Raw genomic sequence first — 17,534 nt, forward strand, 5'->3', positions numbered from 1 at the left:
AGTTATCATATCTGTGGGGGTTGGTAATTGGTAATTGGTAATTGGTAATGGGTAATAAATAACTATTGAAACCTTCAAGGAATAGTAATTAAAACGGTGTAAACACAAGTTTCTGAGTTTCTTTAACACCGTTTAAATCCCCCTAACCCCCCTTAAGAAAAGGAGAATAACTGGTTCCCAGTCTCTGGCTGGGAACAGATTTTAAGAGGCTCTGCCTCTAGTCTAAGCAAGGTGAGGCAGAGCCTCGTGAACTGTATTCCCAGGTAGAACCTGGGAACAAGAAATACAGATTAACCTCACCCCCTTTCCCTCTCGAAGTCATCGGAGAGGGGTGAGGTAATAGTGTATTTAACCGGCGTTAAGGTAGCCAGAAATCTGGAATAATGGATTTACCAATTCCGCGCACGGTATTGTTAATTGTTCTGGCAAACTGTATGTGCGCTTCGTCTGCTTCTACAGGTAAAATATTCGCGTTTGCACCTTTTCCTAAATATTTAACTACAAAATTTGCAGCTTCCAAACCCGTAACATAAGCCTTTTCCTGGGAGAAAGAACCGTGGCGGGTGATAATCCAATCACCACTCATAAATAGATTATTCAAACTTGTTCTTGCTGGCAGCATATTTCTATAGCTACCGGGTGAAAAGTGCGTTACTGCTTGGGGTAGACGGATAACGCTGCTGTCGATTACTTTTGCATGAGCAAATTCCGGTACGCAAGTAGTTAAATATCTTTGCACTATAGGAATTATTTCTTCATCGCTCAATGAAATAAATTGATTAGCATGGTAAAAATCAACTTCTACAACCGTTCCCGGTTCGTCTTTATATTCATCGTGAAGCGCATTTAAATCAAAAAACGTCCATCCGGTAGTTTTATCAAAGCCAAAACAAGCATTAGACGGACGAGGAATATTAATTTTTCGATCAAACCATAGACGAGTTGCTAATACATCAATAGAATTTAAATTTTTCAAATTGCGAAATTCTGACCGAGTTTGTAAACTTTCACTATTAGCAACAATCTTTTTCATGGCATTGATACCGACACTAAAAACTACCGCATCCGCATCAAAAACTTCATCGCCGCAAACTACACTTTTGACTTGATTGCCATCAGTAACTAATTCGGTAACTCGTTTATTTGCAAGAACTTTTCCCCCAGCTTGGGTAATTTTATCCACCCAAGGGCGAAAAATTTGTTCGCCAACAGTACCCCGACACCAAACCACATCAAAATCCGGTTGATGAGCCAAAATAAAATAATAAAGCATTCCCAAAGCAGCAGCAGCAGAACATTGTTCTCCAGGTGCGAATAAACCCACCAGCAACATTGGCTCAAAAGATTCGCGGTAAAGTCGTGCAGAAACGCCAAACTGCTTGAACAATTCCCGCGCCGTGACATAATCGTAACGCCGCCAAGCAGCATCGGAATTATCAAAATCAATTAGAGCATAAAGTAAAGGTAAAGCGCTGAGCCTATCAACTAACGGCAACCTTTGAAACTGAGTGTAAATAAAAGTCCCTAAAGGAGTAGGAAGCCTTGGTAAATCTTGAAAAATCGGCGATTCAACTTCTAAACCTGCGGGAGAATATTGAGATGAGCGAGTCCAAGTAGTGAAAGGATTAATATTTAGCTCATTGATTAAAGCAAAGATATTTCTGTAAGGATACCAAAATCCGTGAATACCAGCTTCAACAGATTTACCTTTTTCAGTTTTCCAACCAGCAACCAAACCTCCTGGATAGGAACCAGCTTCTAAAAGCGTCACATCGTAACCTTGTTTTGCTAGATGATGAGTGGCACCTAAACCAGCCCAACCAGCACCTACTACTACTACTTTTTTCATTTCAGAGGAATGCGAACAGTTAACAGTAAACAGTTAACAGTAATCATATTATTTTTAGGTAACGCGAAAAATAATTTTGGAATTCGACATCCCAATACAATAAATTTTATTTCTCAGATTTTCATATTAGTTAATATCAAAGATATCAAAACTCTAAATTCCTGATTACCAATTACCAATTACCCATTACCTACTTCTAATTCAATTTCATATCCCAATCTTTTAGCAAGAGAGATTTTATAAACATCGCCTTGATTCATTTCTCCTGGTTCTTTCATTTGAGTTAAAGCGGTAACAACTTCATCAGAATTTGCCGTCAAGATAACTACAGGTGTATCGCAAGCGATGGGGAAATCATGCCAAGTACCGAGATGTAATAAAAGTCCATGCCCTGGAGGAAAACGCAAGGCTTTTACCTGAGACAAATCCGGTAAATCTTGGTTATTTTGATGAGTGGGTGGCGATAAAACCATAATAAAAGGAGATTGTCCCAAACCGATAAACATTTGAGTCATATACATATGACGTTCCAACCAGGTTACTGTCGGATATCCCGGCAGAATTTTCGCTGTTCTAAAAGTTGCATTTCCGCGATAGGTAAAGTCTATATTTTCACCTTCTAATACTCTTCCTTGATAAAAAGGTATTCCCAATCCCGGTTTACTAACGTCATCACCTAACAAATGCCCGTAGGGTTTAATATTTTCCGAATCCGCATCAATTACGGGAATTGTTAAAGTTTTAGTTGGAGAAGTAGTCATATGAATTTTGGATTTTGGATTTTGGATTTTAACAACGGATAGTTTTTTTATTTTTGGATTATAACCCTGAAAACCTCACCCTGTCCTGTCGGACATCCATCTCCTTGTTAAGGAGAGGGAAAGATTTACGATAAGAATTAATTCATTTATAACTGATAACTGTTCACTGTTCACTGATAACTGACTCATATATTTGCTCTCCCGTCGTCATCCAAGTATCGGGTTGATTTTTAATATGCATTAAACATTCTTTTAAATATTTTAACCGCATGGGTTGACCGACTATAAAAGGATGTAAACCAATTGCCATTGTTCTAGCTTGCGATTCTGCTTCTTGCCATAATTGATAAAATTGGTCTTCTATAGCTTTAGCAAATTCTGCACCAGAAAAGCGGTTGCTTAAACACAAAGTTATATCGTTGGCTTCAATGGTATAAGGAATAGCTAATAAACGTCCATTTTCAACAGGGTACCAATAAGGCAGATCGTCATTTACCCAATCGGCAGTATATTGAATTCCAGCAGCATGTAATAAATCAAATGTTGATTCTGTAATCGAAAATCCAGGAGTTAACCAACCTTTGGGAATTGTACCTGTAGCTTGTTTAAGTAAAGTTATAGTTTTATTTATTGTATCAATTTCTGTTTCTTTATCCATACCGCTATGACCCGTAGAATTATTAATTCCATGTGCCATTATTTCCCAATTATGTTGCAGCATCGCTTCCATAATTTCTGGGTATAATTCGCAAATTTCCCCGTTCACTGCTGCGGTTACAGGAATTTCTAATTCAGCAAATAAATCAAATAAACGCCAAATACCAACTCTATTTCCATAATCTCGCCAACCGTAATTAGCAATTTCTGGATAGCTATTTAAATGAGGTTGAATTGCCGTTCCTTGTTTACCAAAGGTGAAATGTTCAACGTTCATTACCACCCATACGCCGACTCTAGCATTATTAGGTAATTTTAGTTGTGGACGTTGAGTAATTGGTTGGAAAGATGGAGGAAGCATAAATCAGTTAACAGTGAGCAGTGAGCAGTGAACAGTGAACAGTTGTTCATCCGGAGGATGTGGATCATCAGTGAGCAGTCAACAGTTGTATTAAATAATATTTTGTATACTATATAACATGAAATTATAGAAAACTATTTTATAAATGTGAGATATGAATATGTTTTTTTAATAGTTCTTAAAAAAAGGCTTTTACTAAGAATTATTTTACTAATTCTCAATGCCCAATTACCAATTACCAATTACCACTACTGCGAAAAGGTTCTCCTAATGATGCAGGAGCTTGTAATTTCAATCGGGTTTCGTCTCGCGAAATAATTACTAGTACTAAGATAGTCGCGATATAGGGGAAGGAAGATAATAGGTAAGGAGAAAGATTTACACCAATTGCTTGTAAAGTTAACTGTATGGCACTGATTCCACCAAATAAATAAGCACCGAGTAGTATTCTAGCTGGTTTCCAACTGGCAAAGGCAACTAACGCGATCGCAATCCATCCTTTACCTGATGCCATATTTTCTGCCCATAATGGAGTATATGCCAGAGAAAGATAACTTCCTGCTAAACCTGCCATTGCACCACCAAACATTACTGACAAGTAACGGATTTGGCGAACTTTTAAACCAAGTTTGTTTGCCGATTGAGGAGATTCACCGATACTGCGTAAAATTAATCCCAAACGAGTTTTGTGGAGGAACCAAGACACTAATATTATTAATAAAATTGAAGTATATACTAAAATATCTTGATTAAACAAAGCTCCAATTATGGGAATTGATTTTAAAATCGGAATTCCTAGAGGTTGTAATGGAGCTATAGTTTTACCTACGTATTCAGCACCGATAAAAGCACTCACACCAGAACCAAAAATACTTAATGCTAAACCACTCGCAACTTGATTAGCATTTATTGTAATTACTAAAACTGCATGAATTAAAGCAATTATTATTCCTGCTACAACCGATACTAACAATGCCAAATAAATATTACCTGTAACTACCGCAGCGATAAAACCGCTTGCCGCACCAACTAACATCATTCCTTCAACACCAAGATTAAAAACTCCAGATTTTTCCGCAATTAATTCACCTGTAGCTGCCAAAATTAACGGTGTCGCAGCCTTCAAAGTATCGTTAGTAATTGATGTTAAAAGTTGTAGGTTCATGTTATCAGTGAGCAGTATCCAGTTATTAGTCAATTATTTATTTAATATCATAGTTATCAAATACGAGATTTCTTGTAGTGCCCTCAATCGCCCTCACTCTATAAGAATGGGGCTACTTAAACAAAGCCCGTCTACACGGGCTAAATTAGGGGCATCTCTATAAAGAAATGGTATTACCCGCTATTTAAAACTTGCATTTAAAAAACATAATTCTTCATGCCCAATTACTTGTTACCAATTACCAATTACCAATTACCAATTACCAATTACCAATTACCAATGCCCAATGCCCAATGCCCAATGCCCAATGCCCAATTATTTATTAGTAAGTAAAATTTTGTTATAAATTAATAAATCGGTTGATAGTAATACTAATAATAATATTCCTTGAAAGATGCTGGCTAAAGCCAAAGGTAATCCTAATTTTATTTGTAAAAGTTCGCTGCCTACATAAAGTTGCGCTAGCAATAAGCTCGATAATATTATCATTAATGGGTTTAATCTGCCGATAAAGGCTGCAATTATGGCAGTGTAACCGTAACCGGGGGAAATTGTTGCACGCAGTTGTCCAATTAATCCGCTAACTTCACATACTCCTGCTAATCCTGCTAAGCTACCACTCAATAGCAAGCTTAACCAAATTATTCGTTTTCTATTTATCCCCGCATACTCTGCTGCTGGTAAGGAAGCACCAACAACCCGCAGGCTGAAGCCAAACTGCGATCGCGACAGGATTAACCATACAATAATTGCTGCGATCGCGGCGAATATTATTCCTAAGTGTAGTCGAGTTCCAGGAATTAGCGGTGGAAGGGTGGCAAATTCGCTTAAAATTGCAGATTCAGGAAAGTTAAATCCTTCAGTATCTTGTAATGGTCCCCTGACTGAATAATTAAGTAAAGATATAGCAATATAATTCAACATCAAGCTCGTAAGGATTTCATTGGCATTGAATCGCACTTTTAAGAATGCTGGTATGCTTGCCCAAATCGCACCACCAATAATTCCGGCAACTAAACAAAAAAACAGTAAACTGTAATTATTTATATTGGGAAAAAAGATGGCAACCGCACTTCCAAAAACTGCTCCTACAATGAATTGCCCTTCAGCACCTATATTCCATATTTTGCCTTGAAAACATATTGCTAAACCCACGGCTATAAGTAATATTGGCGCTGCTTTAACTAGAATTTCTGTGATTGCGTAGGGATTTATTAGTGGCGATATTAACAATGTTTCCAAAGCTAGAATCGGAGGTTTACCGTTTAAACTAAATAAAATAATACCAGAAAATATGGTTCCGAATAATGCTACTAGAGGTGATAGTATTTGCCAAAATTGTGATGGAGTATTACGCGGCTGAAGTTTAATCTGCATGGAACATGAAAAATTATTTAGCAAAACTTATTATCCCATTAAGTTTGATATTCTTCTCAAACCGTATATAAACTTTCTCTTCGCTTCCAGATTAACTATATCCCTGTATTTCGTTTATGTGTTTTCTTTGTCACTGTGGCTTCTGTTATCGGTAGTCTTGTTGTTATATAGCGATTGAAAAGAGTTATTGAATATTCAGAGATAGAAATGAATATATTTGTATTAACCTAATTCTTAATTAATAACTAACCTAAATTTTACATAAGGTACAATAAAATGATACTTATGGTAGAGTTCAAAGTTAATGCTAAATATTTAAAATATTAGTAAGCTAAATATATATTTTTTCTGGATGTGATAAACAATATTCGACAGCATCCCGGAAAGCTTAACTGAGGATTTGATGTTAGTTACATAGGCTGTGGATACGAATAAATCCAATACTTCAAGGGAGGTTTTTCTATGGAAGGCGCTTTATTGATACTATTCCTTTTTCTACTGATTACTTCCGGTAAAACAGAAAAAACACCCGACGAACATTACGAAGTAAAAATCTACGACAAAAAGAAGAAAAAAGATGAATGAGGGTATTATTTTTCTGCGAACTAACAAGTAATAAATTAAGGCTTGGGGTAATTCTACTTAATTAAATATGGAAAAAATCAGTGGTAATGCTGCGTCAATATAGCTTCGATTAAATATTTTGGTGTTTCCTATTTTTGGCTCATAACCCTATCCCTCCCATCAAGTGACCAATTTTCTTACGATTAATATCTGTAGTTGCTGTTAAAGGAGAAAGTCTTCCTTTATAAATGACTCCAATACGATTGCATAAACTACAAAGTTCGTTCAAATCTTCAGAAATCACGATTACAGATGAACCCGAATCGCGCATTTGGAATAAAGCATTGTGGATAGTTGCACAAGCGCTAATATCAACTCCCCATGTTGGATGTGCAGCTATTAAAACAATGGGATTCTGCTGTATTTCTCGCCCAATAATAAATTTTTGTAAGTTTTCCCCCGATAAACTACCTGCTCTGGAATTTAATCCACCACCTCTAACATCAAATGCATTGACAATTCTTTTCGTCCAAGCCTTTAATTTAGATTGACGAATCATTCCGCTTTGCAACATACCTTGTCCATAAGCAGTCAGTAAAGCGTTCTCTTGCAAGGTCATATTTGCTACGATGCCTTTAGACAAACGTTCTTCTGGAGCGTAAGCTATACCCAAACGCCGACGCATAGTAACGCCAAAATTACCGACGGGCATTTCTCCTAACATAATCATTTCATTCGACGAAGAAACAATTTCACCGCTTAAAGCCGACGTTAATTCTGACTGCCCGTTACCGGCAACTCCAGCTATTCCGATAATCTCACCGCTACCAACTTCAAAATTGATATTTCGCAAAGCAATACCGTAAGGATGCTGCTTCGGTAAGCATAAATCTCGAACCTGCAAGCAGATATCACTGGATACATAAGAGTATTTAGAATATTTGGCATTATCCTCTTCAACTATTCCCAATGCCCAATCTTTTCTATCTTCGCCAATCATTAATTTAGCTAAATAATTTGGCGTTTCCTTTTGAGGATTGCAGTTTGCGACTACCTTACCTTGGCGTAATACTGTAGCATTAGTACAAAGTTGGTGTATTTCATTCAACTTATGAGAGCTAAACAAAATACTGCAACCATTGATTGCTAGCTTTCGTAAAATGGCAAAAAGTTTATCTATTTCTTGGGGAGTTAAAACAACGGTAGGTTCATCTAAAATCAATAACTTTGTATTTTGACACAAACACCGGAGAATTTCTACTTTTTGTTTTTCTCCTACAGCCAAAGTATGAACTAAACGCGAAGGATTTACTTTTAAACCGTATTCCTTAGAGACAATGCGGATTTTTCTATCGACTTGCTTCAGATTCCATTTTCCCCGAAGCGTTAAAGCAATATTTTCCGTAACCGTAAGGCTATCAAACAAAGAAAAATGCTGAAACACCATACTAATACCGAGCATACGTGCTTCTTCAGGAGTCGCAAAATTAATTTGATTGCCTTCCCAAAATATTTCTCCAGCATCTTGAGTTATCAACCCATAAATAATTTTCATTAAAGTACTTTTACCTGCCCCGTTTTCTCCTAACAAAGCATGAATTTCACCTGGTTTAATCGTCATATTAATACGATTATTGGCAATACAGTCGGAGTAGGATTTGCGAATATTTCTGACTTGTAAACGAGGAAGAGAGTTGTTCATATTTTAGGAGTAGTAAGTAGCGGGTTAAAATTAAATATTAAACCTTAAACCTTTAATCTCTAACCTTTAACCTTTGCTCATGATTACCGAGACAATAATAGAAAAAGATAAACCGCAACAAAATATAATTGCAGCAGCACTAGATGATAAATTACGAGCTAAAGCTTTCGGTATTACACCCGAAAATGTCGAAGAAATAATTAACAAACGCTGGAATTTATTAAAGTCTGTTTATCCAGCTTTTAAAGAGCTATGTCAAAAATCATTATTAATACAACCTCAACTGATACTGCCGACATTATGGAATTTATGGCTGCCTTTAGCAATGCAAATAGCATCGCGACATCAACAAATAAAGCGTCCTTTCATCCAGGGAATATTAGGAGGGCAAGGAACAGGAAAAACCACTACTTGTAAAGTTCTCAAGTTGATTTTATCGCATTTGGAATATCGTACCTTAAATTTATCTATTGATGACTTATATAAAACATACCAAGCACGTTTAATTTTACAACAACAAGACCCCCGTTTAATTTGGCGGGGACCACCGGGAACTCATGATGTTGATTTGGGTGTAAATATTTTAGATAGTATTCTTCAACGTCAAACGATAATTACGGTTCCCCGTTTCGATAAATCGCTACATTCCGGAAATGGCGATCGCGCCTTACCAGAAACGGTAGAAAACATTGATATAGTATTATTTGAAGGTTGGTTTGTCGGAGCAATTCCAGTAAATCCAGGAGTATTTAATAACTCACCGCTACCGATTATTACAGAGGCAGATAAACAATTTGCCAAGGATATGAACGATAAACTTCATGAATATCTATGCTTATGGCAGCGTTTAGATAGTTTAATTGTACTTAATCCTGAAGATTATCGTCTTTCCTTAGAATGGCGAAAACAAGCAGAACATCAAATGAAAGCTAGTGGTAAACCTGGAATGACAGACTTACAAATAGAAGAATTCGTAAACTACTTTTGGAAAGCACTGCACCCGGAATTATTTATCAAACCATTAACCAAATCTCCATCAATTGATTTAGTAATTGAAATAAATCCAAATCATAGCTTTGGAAAAGTTTTTTAACAGTGAGCAGTTAGCAGTTAGCAGTTACCAATGCCCAATGCCCAATGCACCATGCCCCATGCCCAATTACCCATTACCTATTACCAAATACCAATTCCCTATTCCCGAATCTTTTCAATCAAATCGTTAAAAGGTTGCCAATTATCTTCTTTAGTAATTGATTCCCATACTGATTCAATCACAGGTCTTAAGATTACTGTTTGAGGATTAGATTGTTTTAAAAGTTGAGCAATATTGTCCATTTCCGAAGTTGCCATAGTATTTAATATTCTGTGATAAATACCAGCCCAGTTAAAAAATAATTCCGATGAGCCTAAAGATTTTTTAATTTCGGAACCTTCTAAAATGTAGCTGGCATCATCTTGCCATTTATGAGAAAAAGTTGCGGCTATGTCGGCGAAAAAGTCGTGGTAGCTGATGGGATAATGCTTAAGAAAATCAATTGTTGCTCTTAGTAGTTCATCTACTTCCGATTTAGGCAATTCTTGATTGAATCCCAATTTTTTCAACATCAATAAACGGTAATTTCCCAAGAAATATTGACCGAATTTTATCAACCCAGCATCCATTTCTGACTTATCAACAACAGCCTTTAACGCTTCTTGGAGCATTTCTAAATTCCACATACAAATATCTGGCTGGTGGATGTAAGAATAACGACTGTAGTGGTCAAAATAAGCTGCTGTAAAATGCGGATCGTACTTTGGAATAAACGCGTAGGGACCGTAATCAAAACTTTCCCCAGTAATCGACATATTGTCAGTATTTAAAACCGCATGACAGAAACCAGCAGCCATCCATTGTGCTGCTAATTTTGCGACTTTTTCTACTAATTCCGCATAAAATAAAGCATATTTTTCTTGTTCCTTAATTAAATGCGAATAGTAAACTTCTATTACATGGTCTAAAAGCTTTTTAGTTAAATCTGGACGTTTTAAATAATTTAAACGTTCAAAAGTGCCGAAGCGAATATGGGAACGGTTCATTCTTACCATTACAGCCGAACGAGTTGGGGAAGGTTCATCACCTCTCCATAACTGCATTCCTGTTTCAATTAAGCTCAGACACCGGGAGGTACGTACACCCATTCGATGCAACATTTCCCCCGCTAACACTTCCCGCATTCCACCTTTAAGGGTAAGCATTCCATCCCCACCACGAGAATAAGGAGTTCTACCGGAACCTTTAGTACCAAAATCATAAAGTTCGCTATCGATTCCGCGTACTTGTCCGTAAAGAAAACCTCTACCATCACCCAATCTGGGATTATATTCGCCAAATTGATAGCCGTGGTAGCGCATTGCAAGAAGAGGTTTGCGATACTCAAATTTGCCAAAAGCTTGAAGAAAATTTTCGTCAGTTACTTCTTGGGGGTTCAATCCTAAAAGCGGAAGCAAGTCATTGTTACGGAAGCGGAGTTTATGAAGGGGAAATTCCTCCGCGACAACTTCATCAGAATAGTCCGAGCCAAGAGATTCAAATGCTGGTTCGTAATTGAGGTTAATCAGGGGATTAGTAGTTTCAGCCGTTTGCATTACCAGTACGGGTAAGTTTGCCATTCCCTTTATGGTACATCTGAGTGGGGATAGTGGGGGAGATGGGGATCTGACTTTTCACGCTATGTGGAAAAGCTCAATCGCCCTCACTCTATAAGAGTGGGGCTACTTAAACAAAGCCCGTCTACACGGGCTAAATTCGGCGCATCTTTATAAAGAAATGTAGGAATGGCCGCAACTAGCACATTTTGCTTGTAGGGTGCTGTGACAGTTCGCTTGATTTCTAACGCAATAATAAGGTTTTCCTGTCACGCACCAACCAAAGCCTTATGATAATTGCGTAAGTTCTGAAATGATATAAAGGTTAAAAATTAAAGGTTTATTCGTTCTTAACATACATAAAAAGACGTAGCATTACTACGTCTCTACATGATTCATTATTCATCATGCATTTGTTTCTATAACTAACTACTTAATAATCGCATTAATTCTTTGACGAGATGTTTTCACTATTGACCTAATGCGAGCTTTTTGTTTTGGTGTCATCCTCATAGAACGAAGTAATTGAGTTCTTCCTTGGCGCGTTTTCATCGATTGCATAATGTCACTACGTTGCGCTCTAGTTAGTACATTCGCAATTTGTCTAAATGCTTCGTCTTGAACTGCATCAACTTTTTTCTTCTGTTGCGGAGTTAATCTTTTATAAACACGCGGTAATGTATATCCTGCTGCTTGTATTGTCAGCGGAATTAGAATAAATCTAGGTATTAATGCTTCGGCTCTTTTAGCGGAAATTCCAGTCAAGGATATGCTGATAATAGCAGCACTGAAAAATACGGAGAGACGCTTCGCGGATTTACTAAACATTGAGAAAACCCCTCAAAATATTTTTGATTTTAAATTTTATATTTTAGATTTGTCAATACTTAGTTTTAACTAAGTATAATAACGGAAATAGCAAAAAGAGAAAAAGGAATAAAAAAATCAACAGCCTCGAACAAAATTAAATCTTTTAGAAGTATCCTAACTACCGATTACCAATTACCAATTACCAATCACTAATTTTATATTTTTAACTATTCCATTTCCGATTAGTTAAACTTGTTAATATATGGTCTTGCCATTGATTATTAATTAATAAATAGTCTCTAGCATAACCTTCTACAAGAAATCCTAACCTTTTTAGCAAATTACCGCTACTTTGATTGTGTGGCATATAATTAGCCATGATGCGGTGCATTTTTAACTCTTCAAACACATAATCAATGCTGGCTTGTAAGGCTTCCGTCATATAACCTTTACCTTGTTCTTTCTCTGCCAAACTGTAGCCCACGGTACAAAATTGTGCGGCACCTCGGATAAAATTACGGAAATTAATTATTCCAATTATTGTAGATTCAGTTTGAGAAAAAATCAGTAGCCTTAATGATTGTCCGCGAACAAATTCCCTCGTTGCTCCTTCTACTTCATTTTGCCAATATTCCGCTGTAAAGAAATCTTCTGACCATGCAGGATAGAAAGGAGTAAGATAAGCTCTATTTTCAGCGTAAAATTTAACAATTAACGGTACATCTTCCGGAAGTGCAAGTCGCAATAATAGCCTTTTAGTAAAAATACGCGGTTGTTGCAATTGCATTTGTTTATTTTCAGAACTTATCGTCACAAGGCAATAATATTGATATTGATTAGGAACACATTTGGAATTGTGCCACTTCTTTCATACCTGCTGCAACCGGGTCAAAGTTTTTATCAAATAAAGTGTAATTGTTGTAACAAGAATCAGCCAGATTAGCATTTTTTAAATTCGTTTTACGCAAATCGGCACCACGCAAATCGGCATTCTTTAAATTAACATTCTGCAAGTTATTAAACCGGAAATCTATCCCCTGTAAGTTAACTCCAGTTAAATTTACACCCATTAATAAAGATATTCTCTTTCGTGCTGATATTTGAAGTAATTTTGTATCCTGTAAAAACATAATCGCAAAACGTTTGCGTATGGGGTCGAGTTCCTCTAAAGTAGCTTGAGTCATAGCTCTAAAAGTAGCCGTTTTTCTTCTGATGGCTTGGGGATTTTCTTGCAAAATTGTTGATGTCATAAATTTAAGATAATCCGATAGCACCGCTTGATGGTGAACATCGTTTGCCATTGCAATATTTCTCCCTGCTGCGCTGAATTGATGCCCTGGTTTATAAAATCCCGTTTGAAAAAATCCAATTGTAAGAGTCAACAAGAGAACACATGCTGTTACCAACGCAATTAGTGATTTATAAGTCTTTTTCGGAACTTCCTCTAAATTAATCGTCGATCTGAAGTTTTCTACCGTGCGAAAGAAATAACCACCCAATTTTGTAGATTGAGTTGTATCATATGCTTTATCTAATTTGATAATTTCCTGAGATTCTGTATTCATAAATTTAGTAATATAAAAAAATGTAGTCCAGATTACTTTTCTATCCAGCCAATTGTTTACACTACATAATTTACCAGAGGACTTTTGAAAAAAAAGTAGGCTGAGTTATGAAAGTGGAAATACAAGGTGATGGGGAGATAAGGGCACAAGGAGAAAACAAACATTTATAACTCCTAACTCCTAATACCAATTCTGTATGAGGCTGCGCTCAATTGCCCTCACTTTATAAGAGTGGGGCTACCTAAACAAAGCCCGTCTACACGGGCTAAATTCGGCGCATCTTTATTAGGACTTACGCAACCGGCACATTCTTCTTGTAGGGTGCTGTGACTGTGACACTTTGAGCAACTGCGAACGTAGTAACAATATTTTCAGTGTCACGCACCAGCCAGTTATTATGACAATTGCGTAAGTCCTGTTTATAAAGAAATGGTATAACTCCTAACTCATAACTCCTAGCAGTAATAGTTAATAATTGATTACATCTGCACCTTACGGCAGGCGATCGCTGATAATTGAAAATTGTTCATTGAAATTTCTACATATGGGTTTACGCTACGATTGGCAAGAAGCTGAAATACGCGCAATTTACGATACTCCTTTGCTGGAGTTAATCTATCAAGCTGCTACCATACACCGCCAGCACCACGATTCGAGAAAAATACAGGTTTGCAAACTGGTATCGATTAAAACTGGTGCTTGCCCTGAAGATTGCAGCTACTGCGCTCAATCTTCTCGCTACAAAACAGAAGTTAAACCTCAATCTCTTTTAGATAAACAAACAGTAGTTGATATCGCCAAACAAGCCAAAGAAAGCGGTGTCAGTCGTGTTTGTATGGGTGCTGCTTGGCGTGAAGTTCGAGATAATTCTCAATTCGAGCAAGTTTTAGATATGGTCAAAGAAGTTACAGCATTAGACTTAGAAGTATGCTGTACCTTGGGGATGCTCAACGAATCACAAGCAAAGCGTTTGGAAGATGCCGGACTTTACGCTTATAACCATAACCTCGATACTTCAGAAGATTACTACAGCACCATTATCACCACTCGAACTTATGGCGATCGCCTCAAAACAATCGACAACGTTCGGCAAACAAACGTAACCGTATGTTCCGGTGGTATCCTCGGTTTGGGGGAAAGCGCAGACGATAGAGTTTCCATGCTAAAAACTTTATCTAACCTGCAACCACATCCCGAATCCGTACCCATTAACATACTTTCTCAAGTAGAAGGAACTCCATTAGAAAACCAGCCAGATGTCCCCGTTTGGGAAGTAATCCGAGCGATCGCCACAGCCCGTATAGTCATGCCAACTTCCGACGTGCGCTTGAGTGCGGGCAGATCCAGACTTTCTCAAATCGAACAAGCAATGTGCTTCATGGCAGGTGCAAACTCCATCTTTTCCAGCGACGACGGTAAAATGTTAACCGTCACCACACCATGCCCTGGATACGACACCGACAAACAAATGTTAGACTTGCTGGGTTTAGAAGCGCGAGAAAGCAAGTCAAAGGTTAAAGGTCAAAGGTTAGAGGTTAAAGTTTAATCTTTAATAAGGTAGGGGTTTTTTCTAGAAGGGGTAGAGGGGGTAGAGGGGAAGAGGGGGTAGCAAGATGCTCCCACCACCGATTACCAATTACCAATGCCCCATGCCCCATTCCCTAAACTACAGAATCTTAGCTGCACGTAAACCAAAGAGTAAACCAGCAGCGATGCCGATAAACACACCTAAGAAACCAACATACGAAACAATAGCTAACATTTACTTTTCTCCACAATCGTTCAACTAGCTATATATATTGAAGCATTAGTCAGCGACCAGTGAACAGTAGTTATAAACTTTAGTAGTTCTTGTAGTTCTTGTTCCCAGTCTCAGACTGGGAATACATTTTAAGAGGCTCTGCCTCATTCTAAACTGGAGGCAGAGCCTCAAGTTAGGCATTCCCACCCGGAGACTGGGAATCAGTTAATCCCCCTTTCTCCCAATGCCCAATCCCCCAAATTACGATACAATACACCACGGGGGCTTATTGGGGTTAAAAAAATGTCTTCTGCGATTAAAGTAAATCTTCCGCTATCTTCTTATGAAATTGCGATCGCACCGTCTGGTTTGGATAAACTGGGCGATTATATGAATGGTTTGCAGCTAGGCAAGAAAGTTTTATTGGTTTCCAATTCCACGGTTTTTGAACACTATGGGGAAAGAGCTTTAAGTTCCCTTGCAAATGCTGGTTTTGATGTGTGTCAATGCATTTTGCCCGATGGCGAAAAATATAAAAATTTAGATTCTCTTCAAAAAATATACGATACGGCGCTAGTTAATCGCGTAGAACGTTCTTCCACTATGGTAGCTCTGGGTGGCGGTGTAATTGGCGATATGACAGGTTTTGCTGCGGCTACTTGGCTGCGAGGAATTAAGTTTGTACAGGTACCGACTTCCCTTTTAGCAATGGTGGATGCTTCGGTGGGTGGTAAAACTGGTGTTAATCATCCCCAAGGAAAAAACTTGATTGGTGCTTTTCATCAACCGCAACTTGTATTAATCGATCCAGAAGTACTGAAAACTTTACCAGAAAGAGAATTACGCGCCGGAATGGCAGAAGTGATTAAATACGGCATTATTTGGGACGCAGATTTGTTTGCAGAGATGGAAAAATGCGAAAATCTCGACCAAATGAAATATTTGATGGCTGATTTCTCTGGTGGAGATAAATCCTTGATTGACTATATATTAACCCGTTCCTGTCAAGCAAAAGCCGACGTAGTTAGTAAAGATGAGAAAGAAGCCGGATTAAGAGCAATTTTGAACTACGGACATACCATTGCTCATGCAGTTGAAAGCTTGACAGGGTATAGCGTAGTTAATCACGGTGAAGCGGTTGGAATTGGGATGGTAGCAGCCGGAGAAATTGCTGCAAAACTAGGAATGTGGAAAGCAGAAGAAGTACAAAGACAAAATGTATTGATTCAAAAAGCAGGTTTACCAACTAAGTTACCACCGGGTTTGGATATAGAAGAGATAATTCAGTCGTTGCAACTTGATAAGAAAGTTAAAGCCGGTAAAGTACGGTTTATATTACCAACGCAGATTGGGGCAGTGATTATTACTGATGAAGTTCCCTCCGATGTGATTCGTGAAGTGTTGCAAAATATGTGAAGTGGTAATTGGGAATTGGGCATGGGGCATAGAAAGATAGGAAGTTAAAAATTCAAAGCTACTCACTGTTCACTGTTCACTGCTCACTGCTCACTGCTCACTGCTCACTGATTAAACCTCTTCCGGGTTAACTCCTAATTCTCGTAATTTTGCTGCTAAACGTTCGGCTTTTGTACGCTCTTGTTCAAGCTGCTGTTTTGTCGAATCGCGTTCTTGTTCGCTTCTTTCGGCAGGAGTAGGAATCAAATTTCCTTGGGCATCATACCACCTTAACCACAGTCGCTCGATACCTTGATAAGTACCTTGCCACAACCCAACACCTAATTCAATAGATGGTAGCCAAACTGGAGTTTTTGTAAAAGTTATTTCTTGATAACGACCTGCAATGTTTTGAAAAACCTGTAAATTATCACTATAACGGTCAAATATTATATAGTAGGGAATTCGTAATATTCTTTCGTAAACTTCCCATTTGGTTGGTGGCTGATTAACTTCTCTTAGAGTTTGTCCTAAATCTTCTTTTTCGGTACCTGGAGAAAGTAGTTCTACTACAACTGTTGGATCTATTCCTTCTTGCCAAACTACGTAGCTCAAACGTAAATCTCTTTCTTGGTAGAGACGAGAAGCTCCTAAAACTGCAAACCAATCCGGACGCTTATACCATAGGTGATTGCGAGCGTCGTAATATAAATTTAAGTCACTAGCGATGAACACTTCATCAGTTTCATAGTTTGGTGCTTGAAAGGTGTCTTCCAACAAACGGGGTTGCCAAATATGAAATTGGTCAGGCAAACCAGGCTCCTTTGGATCTTCACTGGGAAGATTGTACATCGTGGGGAGTACTTCTTTAGGAGGAGGTGGTGGATCTGTTTGATACATACGGGCAGGGAATAACCGACTAATTATAGGTTAGCGGATGAAGAGGGGATTAGTGGCTG

At 37.9% G+C, this 17,534-nt stretch carries 16 protein-coding genes; 4 read left to right on the forward strand and 12 right to left on the reverse strand.

Going from position 1 to position 17,534, the window contains the following annotated elements:
• Window positions 1–358 precede the first annotated feature (358 nt).
• From RIV7116_RS10335 to RIV7116_RS10355, 5 genes are all read right to left on the reverse strand, one after another.
• Window positions 359–1,849 (reverse strand): FAD-dependent oxidoreductase, encoded by a 1,491-nt coding sequence (locus RIV7116_RS10335; protein WP_015118247.1) that lies wholly within the window; start codon window positions 1,847–1,849, stop codon window positions 359–361.
• A gap of 179 nt (window positions 1,850–2,028) precedes the next feature.
• Window positions 2,029–2,610: an ureidoglycolate lyase gene (locus tag RIV7116_RS10340; protein WP_015118248.1), complete on the reverse strand. Its 582-nt coding sequence runs from the start codon at window positions 2,608–2,610 to the stop codon at window positions 2,029–2,031.
• Between the two features lie 163 nt (window positions 2,611–2,773).
• The gene (locus RIV7116_RS10345) at window positions 2,774–3,628 is read right to left on the reverse strand and encodes a polysaccharide deacetylase family protein (RefSeq protein ID WP_015118249.1); all 855 of its coding nucleotides are present in this window, start codon (window positions 3,626–3,628) and stop codon (window positions 2,774–2,776) included.
• A 235-nt stretch (window positions 3,629–3,863) separates the two neighbouring features.
• Entirely contained in the window at window positions 3,864–4,793 is a 930-nt protein-coding gene (locus RIV7116_RS10350; protein ID WP_015118250.1) for an ABC transporter permease, read from the reverse strand.
• Between the two features lie 315 nt (window positions 4,794–5,108).
• Window positions 5,109–6,170 (reverse strand): ABC transporter permease, encoded by a 1,062-nt coding sequence (locus RIV7116_RS10355; protein WP_015118251.1) that lies wholly within the window; start codon window positions 6,168–6,170, stop codon window positions 5,109–5,111.
• A gap of 462 nt (window positions 6,171–6,632) precedes the next feature.
• Between RIV7116_RS10355 and RIV7116_RS37355 the strand changes: the two genes are divergently transcribed.
• Entirely contained in the window at window positions 6,633–6,755 is a 123-nt protein-coding gene (locus tag RIV7116_RS37355; protein ID WP_015118252.1) for a hypothetical protein, read from the forward strand.
• 139 nt (window positions 6,756–6,894) lie between these two features.
• On the opposite strand, the gene RIV7116_RS10360 is transcribed toward RIV7116_RS37355, so the two are convergent.
• On the reverse strand, window positions 6,895–8,436 hold the full coding sequence (locus RIV7116_RS10360; protein WP_015118253.1) for an ABC transporter ATP-binding protein: 1,542 nt from the start codon (window positions 8,434–8,436) through the stop codon (window positions 6,895–6,897).
• A gap of 79 nt (window positions 8,437–8,515) precedes the next feature.
• Here RIV7116_RS10360 and RIV7116_RS10365 point away from each other — a divergent pair, with 79 nt between their 5' ends.
• Window positions 8,516–9,529, forward strand: a complete 1,014-nt coding sequence (locus tag RIV7116_RS10365; RefSeq protein ID WP_015118254.1) for a kinase — start codon at window positions 8,516–8,518, stop codon at window positions 9,527–9,529.
• A 98-nt stretch (window positions 9,530–9,627) separates the two neighbouring features.
• Here RIV7116_RS10365 and RIV7116_RS10370 read toward each other — a convergent pair whose 3' ends face one another.
• The 4 genes from RIV7116_RS10370 to RIV7116_RS10385 all read right to left on the reverse strand — a co-directional run bounded on the left by RIV7116_RS10370 (window position 9,628) and on the right by RIV7116_RS10385 (window position 13,439).
• Window positions 9,628–11,064 (reverse strand): YdiU family protein, encoded by a 1,437-nt coding sequence (locus tag RIV7116_RS10370; protein WP_044291707.1) that lies wholly within the window; start codon window positions 11,062–11,064, stop codon window positions 9,628–9,630.
• 429 nt (window positions 11,065–11,493) lie between these two features.
• Entirely contained in the window at window positions 11,494–11,892 is a 399-nt protein-coding gene (locus tag RIV7116_RS10375; RefSeq protein ID WP_015118256.1) for a hypothetical protein, read from the reverse strand.
• A 205-nt stretch (window positions 11,893–12,097) separates the two neighbouring features.
• A complete protein-coding gene (gene rimJ / locus RIV7116_RS10380) occupies window positions 12,098–12,661 on the reverse strand; it encodes a ribosomal protein S5-alanine N-acetyltransferase (RefSeq protein WP_015118257.1) in 564 nt (187 codons plus the stop codon).
• A gap of 49 nt (window positions 12,662–12,710) precedes the next feature.
• The gene (locus tag RIV7116_RS10385; RefSeq protein WP_015118258.1) at window positions 12,711–13,439 is read right to left on the reverse strand and encodes a pentapeptide repeat-containing protein; all 729 of its coding nucleotides are present in this window, start codon (window positions 13,437–13,439) and stop codon (window positions 12,711–12,713) included.
• Between the two features lie 544 nt (window positions 13,440–13,983).
• On the opposite strand from RIV7116_RS10385, the gene bioB reads away from it, so the two are divergent.
• Window positions 13,984–14,985: a biotin synthase BioB gene (gene bioB / locus RIV7116_RS10390; protein WP_015118259.1), complete on the forward strand. Its 1,002-nt coding sequence runs from the start codon at window positions 13,984–13,986 to the stop codon at window positions 14,983–14,985.
• A 120-nt stretch (window positions 14,986–15,105) separates the two neighbouring features.
• On the opposite strand, the gene petL is transcribed toward bioB, so the two are convergent.
• Window positions 15,106–15,201: a cytochrome b6-f complex subunit PetL gene (gene petL / locus RIV7116_RS10395; protein ID WP_015118260.1), complete on the reverse strand. Its 96-nt coding sequence runs from the start codon at window positions 15,199–15,201 to the stop codon at window positions 15,106–15,108.
• A gap of 282 nt (window positions 15,202–15,483) precedes the next feature.
• On the opposite strand from petL, the gene aroB reads away from it, so the two are divergent.
• Window positions 15,484–16,596: a 3-dehydroquinate synthase gene (gene aroB, locus RIV7116_RS10400; protein WP_015118261.1), complete on the forward strand. Its 1,113-nt coding sequence runs from the start codon at window positions 15,484–15,486 to the stop codon at window positions 16,594–16,596.
• A 111-nt stretch (window positions 16,597–16,707) separates the two neighbouring features.
• Here aroB and RIV7116_RS10405 read toward each other — a convergent pair whose 3' ends face one another.
• Window positions 16,708–17,475 carry a Uma2 family endonuclease gene (locus tag RIV7116_RS10405; RefSeq protein WP_015118262.1) on the reverse strand — a complete coding sequence of 256 codons (768 nt, stop codon included), beginning with the start codon at window positions 17,473–17,475 and terminating at the stop codon, window positions 16,708–16,710.
• Between the last annotated feature and the right edge of the window lie 59 nt (window positions 17,476–17,534).

It is taken from the genome of Rivularia sp. PCC 7116 (assembly GCF_000316665.1).
Taxonomy (GTDB): Bacteria; Cyanobacteriota; Cyanobacteriia; order Cyanobacteriales; family Nostocaceae; genus Rivularia.